The 14,545-nt window shown below is 42.5% G+C and carries 12 protein-coding genes and 1 tRNA gene; 7 read left to right on the forward strand and 6 right to left on the reverse strand.

Annotated features, from left to right (window positions below):
- Window positions 1–44 precede the first annotated feature (44 nt).
- From BEL05_RS16470 to BEL05_RS16495, 6 genes are all read left to right on the forward strand, one after another.
- Complete coding sequence (locus BEL05_RS16470) at window positions 45–692, forward strand: gluconate 2-dehydrogenase subunit 3 family protein (RefSeq protein WP_245687016.1); 648 nt, start codon at window positions 45–47, stop codon at window positions 690–692.
- A 119-nt stretch (window positions 693–811) separates the two neighbouring features.
- Window positions 812–2,515, forward strand: a complete 1,704-nt coding sequence (locus BEL05_RS16475; RefSeq protein WP_069671841.1) for a GMC family oxidoreductase — start codon at window positions 812–814, stop codon at window positions 2,513–2,515.
- 266 nt (window positions 2,516–2,781) lie between these two features.
- A complete protein-coding gene (locus tag BEL05_RS16480) occupies window positions 2,782–2,973 on the forward strand; it encodes a hypothetical protein (protein ID WP_069671842.1) in 192 nt (63 codons plus the stop codon).
- 331 nt (window positions 2,974–3,304) lie between these two features.
- Window positions 3,305–4,120 (forward strand): Hachiman antiphage defense system protein HamA, encoded by an 816-nt coding sequence (locus tag BEL05_RS16485; RefSeq protein ID WP_083250383.1) that lies wholly within the window; start codon window positions 3,305–3,307, stop codon window positions 4,118–4,120.
- Window positions 4,121–6,613: a DEAD/DEAH box helicase gene (locus tag BEL05_RS16490; protein ID WP_069671843.1), complete on the forward strand. Its 2,493-nt coding sequence runs from the start codon at window positions 4,121–4,123 to the stop codon at window positions 6,611–6,613. It begins immediately after the preceding gene.
- 59 nt (window positions 6,614–6,672) lie between these two features.
- Complete coding sequence (locus tag BEL05_RS16495; protein ID WP_069671844.1) at window positions 6,673–7,197, forward strand: hypothetical protein; 525 nt, start codon at window positions 6,673–6,675, stop codon at window positions 7,195–7,197.
- Window positions 7,198–7,764: 567 nt separating this feature from the next.
- Here the strand turns inward: BEL05_RS16495 and BEL05_RS16500 are convergent.
- The 5 genes from BEL05_RS16500 to rpsU form a co-directional block, all read right to left on the reverse strand.
- Window positions 7,765–7,841: transfer RNA gene (locus BEL05_RS16500), tRNA-Ile, on the reverse strand.
- A 196-nt stretch (window positions 7,842–8,037) separates the two neighbouring features.
- Window positions 8,038–9,876, reverse strand: coding sequence for an RNA polymerase sigma factor RpoD (gene rpoD, locus BEL05_RS16505; protein WP_217629871.1), 1,839 nt, complete (start codon window positions 9,874–9,876; stop codon window positions 8,038–8,040).
- Window positions 9,877–9,999: 123 nt separating this feature from the next.
- Window positions 10,000–11,727 (reverse strand): DNA primase, encoded by a 1,728-nt coding sequence (dnaG, locus tag BEL05_RS16510; RefSeq protein WP_069671846.1) that lies wholly within the window; start codon window positions 11,725–11,727, stop codon window positions 10,000–10,002.
- A 95-nt stretch (window positions 11,728–11,822) separates the two neighbouring features.
- Window positions 11,823–12,266, reverse strand: coding sequence for a GatB/YqeY domain-containing protein (locus BEL05_RS16515; RefSeq protein WP_028762284.1), 444 nt, complete (start codon window positions 12,264–12,266; stop codon window positions 11,823–11,825).
- Window positions 12,267–12,272: 6 nt separating this feature from the next.
- Window positions 12,273–12,488: a 30S ribosomal protein S21 gene (gene rpsU, locus BEL05_RS16520; protein WP_006080725.1), complete on the reverse strand. Its 216-nt coding sequence runs from the start codon at window positions 12,486–12,488 to the stop codon at window positions 12,273–12,275.
- A 298-nt stretch (window positions 12,489–12,786) separates the two neighbouring features.
- Here rpsU and tsaD point away from each other — a divergent pair, with 298 nt between their 5' ends.
- Window positions 12,787–13,800, forward strand: a complete 1,014-nt coding sequence (tsaD, locus tag BEL05_RS16525; RefSeq protein WP_028762283.1) for a tRNA (adenosine(37)-N6)-threonylcarbamoyltransferase complex transferase subunit TsaD — start codon at window positions 12,787–12,789, stop codon at window positions 13,798–13,800.
- Between the two features lie 77 nt (window positions 13,801–13,877).
- Here tsaD and plsY read toward each other — a convergent pair whose 3' ends face one another.
- Window positions 13,878–14,486: a glycerol-3-phosphate 1-O-acyltransferase PlsY gene (plsY, locus tag BEL05_RS16530; RefSeq protein ID WP_069671847.1), complete on the reverse strand. Its 609-nt coding sequence runs from the start codon at window positions 14,484–14,486 to the stop codon at window positions 13,878–13,880.
- Between the last annotated feature and the right edge of the window lie 59 nt (window positions 14,487–14,545).

Genomic DNA, 14,545 nt, shown 5'->3' on the forward strand with positions numbered 1-14,545 from the left:
ATTAAGATAGTGAGTGCATTATTGGAGACGCTGAGGGAGCAATGATGGCCAGAATAACCAGGCAGCACCTGACGAATAAGGGCAATATGTCGCGTTACGCGTACGCATCAGGAATGAGCCGCCGAGCCTTTTTGCAAAAGACGGGGGCGGGCGCAGCACTGCTTGCGTTAATCGGCATCAAGCCAGTTTTTGCTGGCACCGAGGCGTTTGACCGTAACCAAGTGGTACCAGATAGAAGTACAAGTTCCCCAAGAAACTTTGATGTGATCACCCGCGCGATTGTCGAAACCGTACAGCTGCATCTGTTCCCTGATGATGGTGATGGTCCGTCAGCTCAGCAGCTTAACGCCTATACCTATCTGTTGTGGGCGATCGATGAGCCTGACAATCAAGCCGATGGTGATAGGCCTTTTGTAATACAAGGCGCTAGTTGGCTGGAGGAGTTGTCGCAAGAGGAGTTAGGTACGAGTTTCTTGCTCCTCGATGAGACTGCTCAAGATAACCTGTTACAGCGAGTCGCCAAAAGCCGCGCTGGCGAGAATTGGTTGTCCTTGCTGCTCTATTACCTGTTAGAAGCGCTTACGCTTGATCCCATTTATGGCGGTAATCCCCAAGGTATCGGTTGGCAATGGCTTGAGTATCAACCTGGATTTCCGCGCCCAACGGTTGGTAAAACCTACTTGGATTTTTAGCGGGCTGTGGCGTTGTTCGCAAGGCTGAAGTACGGCCTATTGCGCTAGATTGTTGTACACGCCTTAAAGGTCACTCGACGTTTATCGTGATTGCCAAAGCAGATAAAGAGATAGTCTTTATGAATAACAAATTAGATTTTGATGTGTGTATTGTCGGCAGTGGAGCCGGGGCGGCTCCTATTGCCTATGAGCTGGCAAAAGCGGGTTACTCTGTTGGCGTGCTGGAAAAAGGGCTGTGGTACAAAGAGAGTGATTTTACCAAAGATGAGCAGTTAGGTCGTCATAACCGCTTTCGTTCACAGTTTAAAGATGAGCGACATCAGTTAGAAGAGCCTGATGAGCAAGGGGGCTGGTCTCTAGATACCACTGCGCAATTCTGGGGCGGTAATTTGGTCGGTGGTGCATCCAATTTTATGAGTGGCTATTTTCACCGATTAAAACCACAAGACTTTCGACTTATTAGCGAATTTGGTCCCATTGCGGGAGCCAATACGGTTGACTGGCCCATAAGTTATGCTGATTTAGAGCCATATTATACCAAGGTAGAGCAGGTCGTTGGAGTATCAGGGCGGGTGGTTGACCATCCTCACCTTGAGCCACGCTCAACCCAAGATTACCCTTTTCCACCCACAGCAGAGCATCCCATTGCCGCCAAATTTGATTTAGCGTGCAAATCATTAAAGCTCCATCCATTACCTATGGCTCGCGGCGTATTATCCATCCCATTTAATGGTCGGAAAAGTTGCGAATATTCAGGTTTTTGTGGCAGCTATGGTTGTCATTCAGGTGCTAAAGCCAGTGCGCGTGCAGCGCTACTTGATCAGGCTGTAGTGGGAGGGCACTGTGAGGTGATCACGCAAGCTATGGTGTATCGCCTTAATACTGACCAGAAGGGGCTGGTGAGTTCGGTTGACTATTTTGACGCTGATGACAAGCGTCAGCGTGTGACGGCAAAGCTGTTTGTGGTGGCCTGCTATGCTATCGAGAGCGCGCGATTACTGCTTAACAGCAAAGGGGAGAAACATAAAAAAGGCATTGGTAATCGCTTTGGCCAAGTGGGCAAAAATCTGCATTGTTGCGCGGGAGGTACTGGCCACGGGGTCTTTAAACTAGATAGATTAAACGACAACCAAAAACGGCAGCTTAGCCTGCGAGGCCCCTTTTTCAATCGCGCATTGCAAGACTGGTATGTGATTGATGATAAGTCGATAGCCAGCAAACCAATAAAAGGCGGCACGCTAGATTTTGTTTTCGATCCGCCAGCACCAACGGCCGACACCTCAAGCCTCAAGTGGAAAGAGGGCAATTTACTTTGGGGCACACAGTTAAAGCAGCGAATAAAAGCCCATTTCACCCAGTCGAAGGACTTTAAATTTGAAGTGTTTTGCGACTGGCTGACCAACGATGAGTGTTATGTCAGTTTAGCTAAAGATGAAAAAGATCGTTGGGGCCAGCCCGTCGCGAACGTTAGAGTTGGCTTTCATCCTCATGACCTAATCGTTGCTCAATACCTGGTAGACAGAGGTGTTGAGGTCATGAAAGCCATGGGCGCCGACGAAGCATGGGGCAATGTGTTTAGTGCGCCGACCTCAAACTTAGTGGCGGGGGGCTGTCGTTTTGGCGATGATCCCAAAACGTCGGTACTGGATAAAAACTGCCGCGTGCATGACTGCGACAATCTTTATGTTACCGATGGCTCGTTTATGCCTAATGGTGGCTCGGTCACGCCAACATTAACCATCTATGCCAATGCTTTTCGCGTCGCCGATAAGATAGCCGCACATCTTGGTGAACTTGTTGCCGACAAAAACACAGCTGATTAACGCTGGCAGCCCTTTAAAAGTTGAATGGCTTGATGCTTGCAGTGATGCCGATAATGAGTCGTATGCTTTATTTATTCAGAAGATGAAACGACAGAGCTTAAAAGCGATATTCTAGACATGAAAAAGCCGCTTAGATTTCTCTAAGCGGCTTATCAAAATTGGTGGCCCCTCACAGACTCGAACTGCTAGGTGTTTGAGATGATGAGTCAGCTTCAAAAGTAAACTGTGGCGATTCAAATTGCGATTGGCAAGGCTATACGACAGCTATGGGCGGTATTTCAATCAACCTGAAAGATAGACCTATTAAATTGCATTACGAGCTAAATGTTAATGAGGAAACAGGGGAGTGCTTGCAGAGTTATTATGATGGTGAACTTATCACCAAAGTGAAAGGCTTATGGTTTGCAGGACAAACCATCGTCACTAGGCTCTATCAATGGAGAATTGAGAAGGCATAAGACCTTTCAGGTTAGGTTCTAAAAAATGCCCAAGGAGCAGTGAAGTTTTGCTTTGCATGGCTAAAACTTCAAACGATACAAATCAGCTACACCTCAACAGCAGCTTAAGCTAAAAACTAGGCTATAGCTCGAATCGAATACATTGAGATACCTCTTATAAATCTTTTACCAGTCGCCTGCCAGAATGGCAAAGATACTTTTACTTGGAGTTCTGTAAATAACTGTACTCATTAGTAATTTAATGTTTGTTTAGAAGGGATAGGTAAGATATATTCAATATGGTTATCTAGCTTTAAACATTTTTTCAAGTGAAAAATCAGGGACGATAGGTATGACAGGTAAGATTGATGGTGTTTTCTTTAAATTAGATGGCGAGAATGCTATTTGTCATGTTGAATATATTTCAGCTGAACTCAAAGGATTGATAAAAAAAAATCTATCGACTATATGTCATGGCTCTCATATTCATGATTACTTTGATGATCCTCTATACTCTTACCAAACAACACTAGAGTCTTTTCTAGAGAGGTACGATAGTAAAACACAAGAAACTCAAATAGGGATGATAGGAGAGCTCCTTTCGCATTTATTGTTAACGGAACTTTATGACGACTTTGAAATAGCATCTGCTTTTTTTAACTTGGAAGAAAATTCTATTAAAAAAGGATTTGACCTTGTTTTATGTAGAACCTCTGATAAGTCTTTATGGATTACTGAAGTTAAATCAGGAATGCTTCACAAAGGCAGGGGTCATGACAAAACGACTAGGGATTTATTAAATTCCGCAAAACAAGATCTCAATAAAAGACTTAACGAAACAGAAAAAAAATATTGGTACAACTCCATAAATTCTGTTCGTTCATCTCTTCACGATGAGAGTGATTATAAACAGACTTTATTAAAAATATTACGTAGTGAAGGTAATAATGCAGTAGAAGCAAAGGCAACTAGTAAAGATAATTCTGTTGTTTTAATCACAAACCTATTTGATTCAATGCAAACGAAAATCACCTTGTCTCCAGTTGTTAACTTTACAGCCAAGCTGAATAAAGCTGCTTTATTCTATAAGGTATTTGTATTTTGCATACAAAAAGAAACGTATTCTAATGTAGTTGAATTTATTCGTTCTGAAGCGGTGGCTGTGTAAATGAAAGAATTGACATTACGTAGGATTAAACACAAAAGTTTTTCAGAACAATATAGCATTCTAATATCTGTTTATAAAAAATTGTTTACTGATGAAATGTTACTTGAAAGTGATGTTGAAAAAACTCTTTCTATGGTCGTTCTTTTTATGAAACAAACTGATGAGGTGATGAAGAGACTAGGTTATAGGATGGCATTGGCATATGGCATTAAAACTAATGATTTTAGACCACTGTATGATATCTCTCTTAACTCAGGTGTAATTCCGATAGCTGCTTTAATAAGTAATTTAGAAGATATGCCATTAGATAGTGGTTATTATAATAAGGATTCATTTCTTACTAATATGGTTGATAGTTACATAGATAACTTTAGAAATGGCAAAATAGTCTTTACAGAACAGCAGTATGTCTTAAATGCATTTTTTGATAACAATATAAAAAAAACAACAACCATTGTTGCTCCAACATCTTACGGAAAATCTGAATTGATTATTTCAGCGATTGAAAAGTCAAAGAATAAAATGATTTGTATCGTAGTACCTTCGAAAGCGCTTTTAGCTCAGACAAGGAAAAGAGTTTTAGATGCAGGAATAGGATGGGTTACTAAAATAGTGTCTCACCCTGAAATGCATAATTCAGAATACACTTCTTCTGTTTATATTTTAACGCAGGAAAGATTAACAAGAATTCTTAATCAAGATCTAGATGTTTGTTTTGACATTGTTATTATTGACGAGGCTCATAATTTATTATCAAAAGACAATCGTAATGTTTTGTTGGCCTCTGTTATAAGCATCCTAAAGTACCGCTCAACTGAGACAGGTTTCAAATTCTTAACACCATTCCTGGCTGATGCAGAGAGTTTGAATCTTAGAGGGGGGAACTATGAATCTAAAAATTATAAAGTTAATGAATATGTAAAATCAGAATGTATTTATATTGCTAATTATATGGCTGGTAATAAAAGTCTAGAGTTTTATGATCATTTTTTGGGTGAGTTTATATCACTTGAGAATAAAGCTGAGGATTACTATACATATATACTGATGAATGCTGAAAAAAAGAATCTAATTTACTTTAATAGACCAAAGCATATACAGTCTTTTGCAAAGAAACTTGCAGATAAATTGCCTGAAATAAGATCAAAAGTAATTGATGTTGCAATTAAGGAGATTGCTAGTAGTACACATGAACAGTACCTTTTGTTGTACTGCTTAAAACGTGGGGTTCTTTACCATCACGGTTCAATGAATGATGCAATGAGGAATTATACTGAATATTTATATCGTACATGTGACGAAATTAAATACTTAGTATCGAACTCTACATTATTGGAAGGCGTTAATCTGCCTGTGCAAAAAATGTTCCTTTTAAGTATTAAGAAAGGACTTGGCAACCTGAAACCATCTCAATTTAAAAACCTTATAGGAAGGGTTAATAGGTTTAGTGAGGTTTTTAGCTCTAACAAAGTAAACTCTTTAAAAATGCTGATGCCAGAAATTCACATTATAGCTACAGATGAATATAGTCGGGCAGATTCAAACTTTCACTCTTTTTGTGAAAAAGTTATGGGCGTTGAAAAGAAAGATAAAGATATAATAGAGAATGTACTTCTTGATGGGACTGAAATAACTGATAAAAACAAATATGAATATGAAAGTGTAATGACTCGACTTGAGAATCTAGAGGAAGGGATTACAGGTGTTAACGATATCCCTAGAGTCAAAACAAAAGTCGGGTTAAAATTACTAGAGAACAACATTTCAGAAATTGATATATTTGATTGTGAGTTTGAGATAGAAGAGAAATTGTCAAAGTTCTTAAATGAAAATAAAAATGAAAAAATAAGTGATTCAAACACATTAATGTATGTGATTTATGATGCATTTATCTCCTTTATTGATTCCGATAGTGCGAGTGGTCGAAATAGTTTATTTCGCCTTAAGAGTGATAAAGCCCAAACTTTTTATGCCATGTTTTTAGATTGGAACATTGAAAAAGCTCCTTTGCCAGTTATGATTCAGAGGTTTATTAGATACTGGGATAGCTTACCAGCACAAACTCCTGTTTTTGTTGGTTCTTGGGGTGATACAAAAAAAGAAGAAATGCATAGAGTCGTATTTACTTTTATAAAGTTGAAAACAATTAGTGAAAAAATAAATTTGGCAATTGTAAGGATTAAAGAGGAAGAAGATTTCTTTGATTACGTGATCTTTAGGTTTATTGATATCCTTAATGAACTTGAATTAATTGAGGAGAATTTTTATAAGCTTGCTAAATATGGAACAACAAGTAAGGTGGTAATAAATTTAATTCAAAATGGTTTTAGTCGAGGGGTGTCTGAGATGCTACTGAAGGATTATCACCATTTAATTGAATTCAATGGTGATAATGTTTCAATTAGTCCAAAAATTCATGAACAGCTTGAAGGTAATGGTGTCGGTTTTTTACAAAGATATGAAGTTAGCTTGAATGTTATAAATCCCAAATGAGTACTTTTCATATGTTATTAATCTTGAGGGAGCATTGATGGTGGTTAGGGGGATTATGTATGAAGAAGAAGTTTAGTCGGTCAAAGCTGTTAAAATGGTTGAAGTCAGCAGCTGGAATTACTCTTTTGTCAATTAGCCTTGGGAATAATGTTTCGACCGTAGTGACGAATAGCACGTCGCCTCAGTTTGTAGCCCAAGCTATGGAGCAACGTTTAGATTCGTTCCCCAAAGGTACTTATGTTGTTAAGTATGAGCGCTCCACTGAAGATGAGCAAGACAGTATTCCATACTCTAAGACGGTCTTGGCGATAGCTTACGATGCTAATTTAGCACAAGGTGGAAAAATTATTAACTTAAGTACTATGATGGAAGAGATTGGAGGCTTTGAGTATATTGTGAGTAGTGCTAAGGATACCAGCTCATATAACTTAACTTCAATCTTTGTTAAGCAACCTGAAAACCCTTTGGAGCTTGAAGAGTTGCTCTGCACTTTAAAAAGGCACGCAAGTTTTGTGACAGTTGAAGATGCTTCGGGTTACATTTCCAGTACTAACTCATTTATAAATGGTCAAAAATCTACCTAAAAAGCCAATAAATAAGAAAGTAATAGCTCCTTGAGAACTAAATACCTACCTCTGATTATGCTCGGATAGCTTTGGCGAGCACCTCTACTGAAACCGCAAGTGCGGCCATATAAATGACAGGTAGCTAAACCTTTGGGGAGCTCAGTAAAAAGAACCTCTTATGGCGTCAATTATAAACTTGTTCTCCTATTAGTCGCTAAGTGTGTATTTGGTATTGCAAGGGCCGCTTCAGGCCACTTATATCGTTAATATACCTAATTACCCTAAGCAACATCACAAGCTACTCTGAGGGCATCACATGCTTCATGGCACCGCTTTTAATTAGAATGGAGAGTCATCGAGATATTGTGCTTTCCAATATGACAGAGAATTGTTACATCTGATTAGGGAGAGCACTAGCTATAGTGGTGAAGAAGTTTGGTATTGGGGAATTATCATATTTTAAATCAGAGTCACGCTTAAAACTTCCTCGTGCAATAACCTCTGCATCTGCTACATATTTGCTACACAGAACGCCAGATACGAAAAAGCCGTAATAGGTACTAACCTACTACGGCTCATCTGTATTGGTGGCCCCTCACAGACTTGAACTGTGGACCTGACGATTATGAGTCGTATGCTCTAACCAACTGAGCTAAGGGGCCGACTTAAGATAGTCGTCACTATCGAAAGCGCTGAGAAGTATACGAGGTTTGCAAGCGCTTGTCACCCCAGTTTTTCGCTCAAATCCTAAGTTTGAATTCAAGTGGTTATCTGTTAATCAATCTTACGTTTTTAAGGCCATAAAATAAAAAGCCCAGCGTTAGGGCTGGGCTTTAAATGGGTCAAACTAACGAGCGGTTACTCGTCTAAGAATGACTTTAAGATCTCTGAGCGAGAAGGGTGGCGCAGCTTACGCAGAGCCTTAGCTTCAATCTGACGAATACGCTCACGGGTAACATCAAACTGCTTGCCCACTTCCTCTAGGGTGTGGTCAGTGTTCATGTCGATACCAAAGCGCATACGCAGCACTTTGGCTTCACGGGCCGTTAGGCCTGCTAAGACTTCGTGAGTCGCGTTCTTCAAGCTTTCGCCTGTGGCTGAGTCCAGAGGTAGCTCAAGCGTCGTATCTTCAATAAAGTCACCTAAGTGCGAATCTTCATCGTCGCCAATAGGGGTTTCCATTGAGATAGGTTCTTTAGCAATCTTAAGTACCTTACGGATCTTATCTTCAGGCATTAACATGCGCTCTGCCAACTCTTCAGGAGATGGTTCACGACCCATCTCTTGCAGCATTTGACGAGAGATACGGTTAAGCTTGTTGATGGTTTCAATCATATGCACAGGAATACGGATCGTTCTTGCTTGGTCAGCAATAGAGCGAGTGATTGCCTGACGGATCCACCATGTTGCATAAGTTGAGAACTTATAACCACGACGGTATTCAAACTTATCTACCGCTTTCATCAGACCGATATTACCTTCTTGAATCAGATCCAAGAACTGTAAACCACGGTTGGTGTATTTCTTCGCGATAGAAATTACTAGACGTAAGTTCGCTTCAACCATCTCTTTCTTCGCACGACGCGCTTTCGCTTCACCGATTGACATGCGACGGTTGATATCTTTGATTGCTGCAATAGCAAGACCGGTTTCTTTTTCGATAGCATCGAGCTTAGCGCGACAACGTTTCACGTCATCAGCAACCATCTCCAAGCCTTCTGCATAAGGTTTCTTCGCTGCGATCTCTTCGTTAAACCATTCGATGCTGCTTTCGTTTGAGGTATAAACCTTAACGAAGTTTTTCTTTGGCATCTTGGCTTGTTCAACACAGAGCTTCATGATGAGACGTTCTTGAACACGTACCTTGTCCATCATTTCGCGCATGCTTTTTACTAAGCGGTCAAACTGCTTAGGAACTAGACGAAACTCTTTGAAGATTTCACCGATAACGAATAATGCACCAATAGCTTCAGGGTGATCTCGACCCTTCAACTCGATGATTTTTAATCCGTTGGTATGCGCTTCACGAAGTTGAGCGAAACGCTCGCGAGCTTCCTCAGGATCTGGACCCTTTGGCGTGTCATCTTCTTCGTCGTCATCATCTTCTTCATCTTCTTCATCTTCGTCATCAAGCTCTTCGTCTGAGAGCTCAGAGCCAACGTGTGTCGCGGTAGGCGCAACATCATCAGCATTAGGGTCAACAAATCCAGAGATAATATCAGATAGTCTGACTTCTTCAGCTTCGTAGCGGTCATACTGCTCAAGGATCATTGAGATGGCTTGAGGATATTCAGCTACTGAGGCTTGAACTGTATTGATACCTTCTTCGATACGCTTAGCGATAACAATCTCGCCTTCACGTGTCAGAAGTTCAACTGTACCCATTTCACGCATATACATACGGACAGGGTCTGTTGTGCGTCCCAGTTCAGCTTCAACCGTAGCCAGTGCTGCGGCAGCTTCTTCGGCAGCATCTTCATCGGTGCTGTCTTCAGACATCATGATGTCATCGGCATCCGGCGCCTGCTCATAGACGCGAATACCCATGTCATTAATCATCTGGATAATATCTTCGATCTGGTCTGAATCGACCATATCTGCAGGTAAGTGGTCATTCACTTCTGCATAGGTTAAGTAACCTTGCTCTTTACCTTTGGCAAGCAACAATTTAAGTTGCGACTGCGGAGTATGCTCCATAGATATCATCCAAGTTGGGTAACAGTTAAACGACGGGCAATTATGCCGCGCAAATCGTCAATTATAGCCGTGTGTGCTTTGCTGTGCTAGTCCAAGTCATTACTTATTGAGACAAATTTTGCTCTAAGTTTGACCTTGCATCACAGCAATGAGCTTTTTAAGTTGCATCCGCTCTTCTTTAGTATGGTGCTGTTTTAAGCTCAATTCCTGGTATCGCTGTTCAATATATTGATTGTTTAGCCATACCAAGGCTTTTTTGAACTCTTGCTGCAAGTTTTCATCCGCCACTTGATGGTCCCATTGGGTCAGTTTTTTCAGGGTGCCTAACTGGTCATCACCTCTGAACTGTTCAAGTAGTTGTGCGCTGGTTATGTTGTCTGCTCGAGTTCGGTCTAACAAGAGGATAAGCAATTCGATGCCTGTCATCTTTATATGTTTTAGCGCTCTTTGCTCGGGCAGTTCATTGCCCAAGTGCGGGTGTTGAACGAGCAGTGCGATGGCTAGTCGCAATGGTGTTCCACGTCCCTTAAGTGCTTTACTTTGTAGCGACTTGCTTTGGCTTTTTACATTAAAGCCTAGTTTTCGCTTAAGTTCTTCGGCACTGTTCATCCCCAGTTTATAGGCTAGGTTCTCTAGCAGTAAACTTTGTAAAACAGTGTCTTGTACTTTTTCTATTAGCGCCATCGCTTGTTTAGCTAAGGTGCCTTTATCTGTGCCGTGTCGCGTGGCCAAGGTTTCAAACAGAAAGTCAGGTAACGATTTAGCGATTCCTATTGACTGTTCAAACTTCTCTTTACCTATTTGGCGTATGAGAGAGTCAGGATCTTCCCCTTCGGGTAAGAACATAAACTTCACTTGATCGCCTGGTTTAATTAAGGGTAGGGCGGTTTCTAATGCGCGCCATGCCGCTTCTGTGCCTGCTCTGTCGCCGTCATAACAACAGATCACCTCTTTTGCACTACGTAACAACAGCTGAAATTGTTCAGCTGTGGTCGATGTGCCAAGCGAGGCTACACCATAGTCTACGCCAAATTGTGCTAGCGCGACGACGTCCATATATCCTTCAACAATCAATATTTGCTGCGGATCTCGGTGACGCTGCTTGAGCTCATACAAACCGTAGAGTTCATAACCTTTATGAAATATGGGCGTTTCTGGCGAATTCAAGTATTTGGGTGTGCCATCACCTAAAACACGGCCACCAAAACCAATGACTCTGCCGCGTCTATCGCGGATAGGAAACATTAAACGGTCGCGAAACCTGTCATAACGTTTGCCGCTGTCATTTTCAATTACCATACCTGCGGTAAGTAATTTGTCTTGTGACTCTTGGTTTTGTCTGTAACGGCTTAATAAGCCATCCCAGCCATCTGGTGCAAAACCAATATTGAAGTGGTCTATTACTTCATCAGACAGTCCTCGATGTGACAAATAGTCGAGCACTTTTTGTTTATCTGTATGTTGCCTAAGCTGCTTTTGAAAAAACAGACTCGACTCTTCCATTAACTGGTAGAGATCTCTGCTTAAGCCTTCATCTTTGCGCTTGCCTGTACCTTGCTCTCTCGGGACGTCTACACCGAGTCTGCCGGCAAGATCTTCAACGGCATCAACAAAGTCTAATCTGTCATACTCCATCACAAAGTCGATAGCGTTGCCGTGGGCGCCACAACCGAAACAGTGATAAAACTGTTTGTCTCTGCTAACGGTAAATGATGGGGACTTCTCGCTATGAAACGGACAGCAGGCAGAGTGATTTTTACCCGCTTTTTTTAAGGGCACTTTAGCATCGATAAGATCAACAATATCGGTGCGAGCTACAAGCTCATTGATAAAATCACGAGGTATCGCCATTGCTGTATAAATGCCGCCTTTCGCGAAAGAGAACAGATAGATATAAACAAACAAGCCGTGCAGAAGCACGGCTCATTCATACATCAAAAACTAAGTTACTGAAGTTTCGCCTTAATCATAGCGCCAATTGCCGCCATGTCAGCTCGTCCTTGTACTTTAGGTTTTAATGCTCCCATTACTTTGCCCATATCCGCCATCGATGATGCCGCTACCTCAAGGATAGTTGCCTCGACTAACGCAGCAACCTCTTCTTGTGAAAGAGGTTGAGGCAGGAAAGTTTCAAGAACTTGAATCTCACTTGCTTCGGCTTGCGCTAGCTCGTCACGACCGGCTGCTTCATATTGAGCAATCGAATCGCGTCGTTGTTTAACCATTTTGGTTAAGACGGCTATGACTTGATCATCATTCAGAGATTCGCGGGTATCCACTTCAATCTGTTTGACGGCTGCCAGTGCCATACGAATAGTTCCCAGACGCAGCTTTTCTTTAGCGCGCATGGCCTCTTTCATTTGGTCTTTTAGCTGATCAATTAGGCTCATAAGAGATTAGTATAAACGTACGCGACGCGCATTTTCGCGAGAAAGCTTCTTAGCAAGACGCTTAACTGCAGCGGCTTTAGCACGCTTACGTGCAGTAGTTGGCTTCTCGTAAAATTCACGAGCACGAACGTCGGCTAAGATACCAGCTTTTTCACAAGAGCGCTTGAAACGACGTAAAGCTACGTCAAATGGTTCATTTTCACGTACTTTAATAATTGGCATACGCCATCACCCCTTAGGTGTAGGTTGTATTGAGTTAATTTCTTAACCCAAGTTAATTTAAAAATGGTGCGGAATTCTATACCGAGCAGCAACCGTTTGTAAACCCCTTATCGCGATCCTATTTTCGATCTTTGTTCGCCACAGGGATCAAGTTTAGCAGCCTATCTTATTCTGACGCGGGTTTTCGCGCTTTATTGTCGTTGCGATGCGAGGTCTGCCTTGTTAGTTAACTCTATTGGAATAATGTCACTCAAGCAGGTAAAATCGGCGGCAACTAAATTGAGGTAGATTTAAAACGATGCGAGTTATTGGAATAGAGACATCTTGTGATGAGACTGGAATAGCCGTTTATGACGACGAGAAAGGGCTGTTATCTCATGCATTATATAGTCAGGTTAAGTTGCATGCCGATTATGGTGGAGTGGTGCCTGAATTGGCCTCGCGCGATCATGTTCGCAAGATTATTCCATTAATTAAGCAAGCTTTAAGTGATGCTAACTGCACCCAAGATGATATTGACGGCATTGCTTACACTAAGGGGCCGGGTTTAGTTGGAGCATTACTTGTGGGCGCATGTGTTGGCCGCGCCTTAGCGTTTGCATGGGGCAAGCCAGCCGTTGGTGTACATCATATGGAAGGTCATCTGCTGGCACCTATGTTAGAGGAAGATGTGCCTGAGTTCCCTTTCTTGGCGCTGCTTGTCTCTGGTGGCCACTCTATGATGGTCGCTGTCGAAGGGATAGGGCGTTATGAAGTACTTGGTGAGTCGGTAGATGACGCCGCAGGTGAAGCGTTCGATAAGACCGCCAAATTGATGGGGCTGGATTATCCCGGCGGTCCTCGCTTGGCAAAACTGGCAGCCAAAGGTGAACCTAGCCATTACCGTTTTCCACGGCCAATGACTGACCGTCCTGGTTTGGATTTTAGTTTCTCAGGCCTTAAAACGTTTGCGGCGAATACGATTGCTGCCGAGCCTGATGATGAACAGACTCGCGCTAATATTGCCAGAGCCTTTGAGGAAGCTGTCGTCGACACGTTAGCGATTAAGTGTAAGCGCGCCCTTAAACAGACGGGTTATAACCGTCTGGTTATTGCTGGCGGCGTGAGTGCAAATAGCCGCTTACGCGAGTCATTGGCTGAGATGATGCAAAGCTTAGGCGGTAAGGTCTACTATCCGCGTGGTGAGTTCTGCACCGACAATGGCGCTATGATTGCTTATGCTGGGTTGCAACGATTAAAAGCGGGGCAGATTGAAGATTTAGCGGTGAAAGGGATGCCTCGCTGGCCATTAGATTCATTGCCACCAGTGTAATGACTATGGCGTAACGACTGCGGTGTCACCTGCCTGCTGTGCTTGCTAAATATTAGTCGTTAGCATTCACAGCTGGGTCACGCCTTGTCTTTCTTTTTGCGCGTGACTTTAGACTCTTCGCCTTTGAGCAAACGGTGAATATTTTCTCGGTGACGGATCACAATGAGTACCGATAACATGGCGACAGGCAATGTAAATCGCTCATCGAAGTACCAAGTGTAGACTGGGGCTAACAGGGCTGTAGTGATGGCCGCCAGTGAAGAGTAACGACATATCAGTACCATCACCATCCAAGTCGCCACCAGTGCAAGTGATAGGTCTGCGCCGATAGGTGCCATCGCACCAAAAGCGGTTGCGACCCCTTTACCACCTTGAAACTTAAAAAATATCGGAAAAATGTGGCCCAAACAGGCTGCAATGGCGATAAGCCCTAACGATACCGCATCAAGACCCAATCTAAAGGCCAAATAAGCAGGAATTGCGCCTTTAAGCATATCAAATAGCAACACCATGGCCGCAGCACTGGCGCCGCCGATCCTCAGTACGTTAGTGGCACCTGGATTGCCAGAACCTTCATTGCGAGGATCTGGTAGGCCTCGAAGTCGACACACTAGCACAGCGCTTGAAATTGAACCGGCTAGATAGGCGGTTAATATCATCGCTAGGGTCAACAGTGTTAAGCTCAAATTGGTTTCCTTATCCTTCTTAGGGTATCATCGCGGCCTAGTATTGAGGCGCCTGATTA

Origin of the sequence: Shewanella colwelliana (assembly GCF_001735525.1) — a bacterium.
GTDB classification, from domain to species: domain Bacteria; phylum Pseudomonadota; class Gammaproteobacteria; order Enterobacterales; family Shewanellaceae; genus Shewanella; species Shewanella colwelliana.

Coding starts and splice junctions, on each gene's coding strand:
- BEL05_RS16470 (WP_245687016.1), top strand. CDS start 45: ATGGCCAGAATAACCAGGCAGCACCTGACGAATAAGGGCAATATGTCG.
- BEL05_RS16475 (WP_069671841.1), top strand. CDS start 812: ATGAATAACAAATTAGATTTTGATGTGTGTATTGTCGGCAGTGGAGCC.
- BEL05_RS16480 (WP_069671842.1), top strand. CDS start 2,782: ATGGGCGGTATTTCAATCAACCTGAAAGATAGACCTATTAAATTGCAT.
- BEL05_RS16485 (WP_083250383.1), top strand. CDS start 3,305: ATGACAGGTAAGATTGATGGTGTTTTCTTTAAATTAGATGGCGAGAAT.
- BEL05_RS16490 (WP_069671843.1), top strand. CDS start 4,121: ATGAAAGAATTGACATTACGTAGGATTAAACACAAAAGTTTTTCAGAA.
- BEL05_RS16495 (WP_069671844.1), top strand. CDS start 6,673: ATGAAGAAGAAGTTTAGTCGGTCAAAGCTGTTAAAATGGTTGAAGTCA.
- rpoD (WP_217629871.1), bottom strand. CDS start 9,876: ATGGAGCATACTCCGCAGTCGCAACTTAAATTGTTGCTTGCCAAAGGT.
- dnaG (WP_069671846.1), bottom strand. CDS start 11,727: ATGGCGATACCTCGTGATTTTATCAATGAGCTTGTAGCTCGCACCGAT.
- BEL05_RS16515 (WP_028762284.1), bottom strand. CDS start 12,266: ATGAGCCTAATTGATCAGCTAAAAGACCAAATGAAAGAGGCCATGCGC.
- rpsU (WP_006080725.1), bottom strand. CDS start 12,488: ATGCCAATTATTAAAGTACGTGAAAATGAACCATTTGACGTAGCTTTA.
- tsaD (WP_028762283.1), top strand. CDS start 12,787: ATGCGAGTTATTGGAATAGAGACATCTTGTGATGAGACTGGAATAGCC.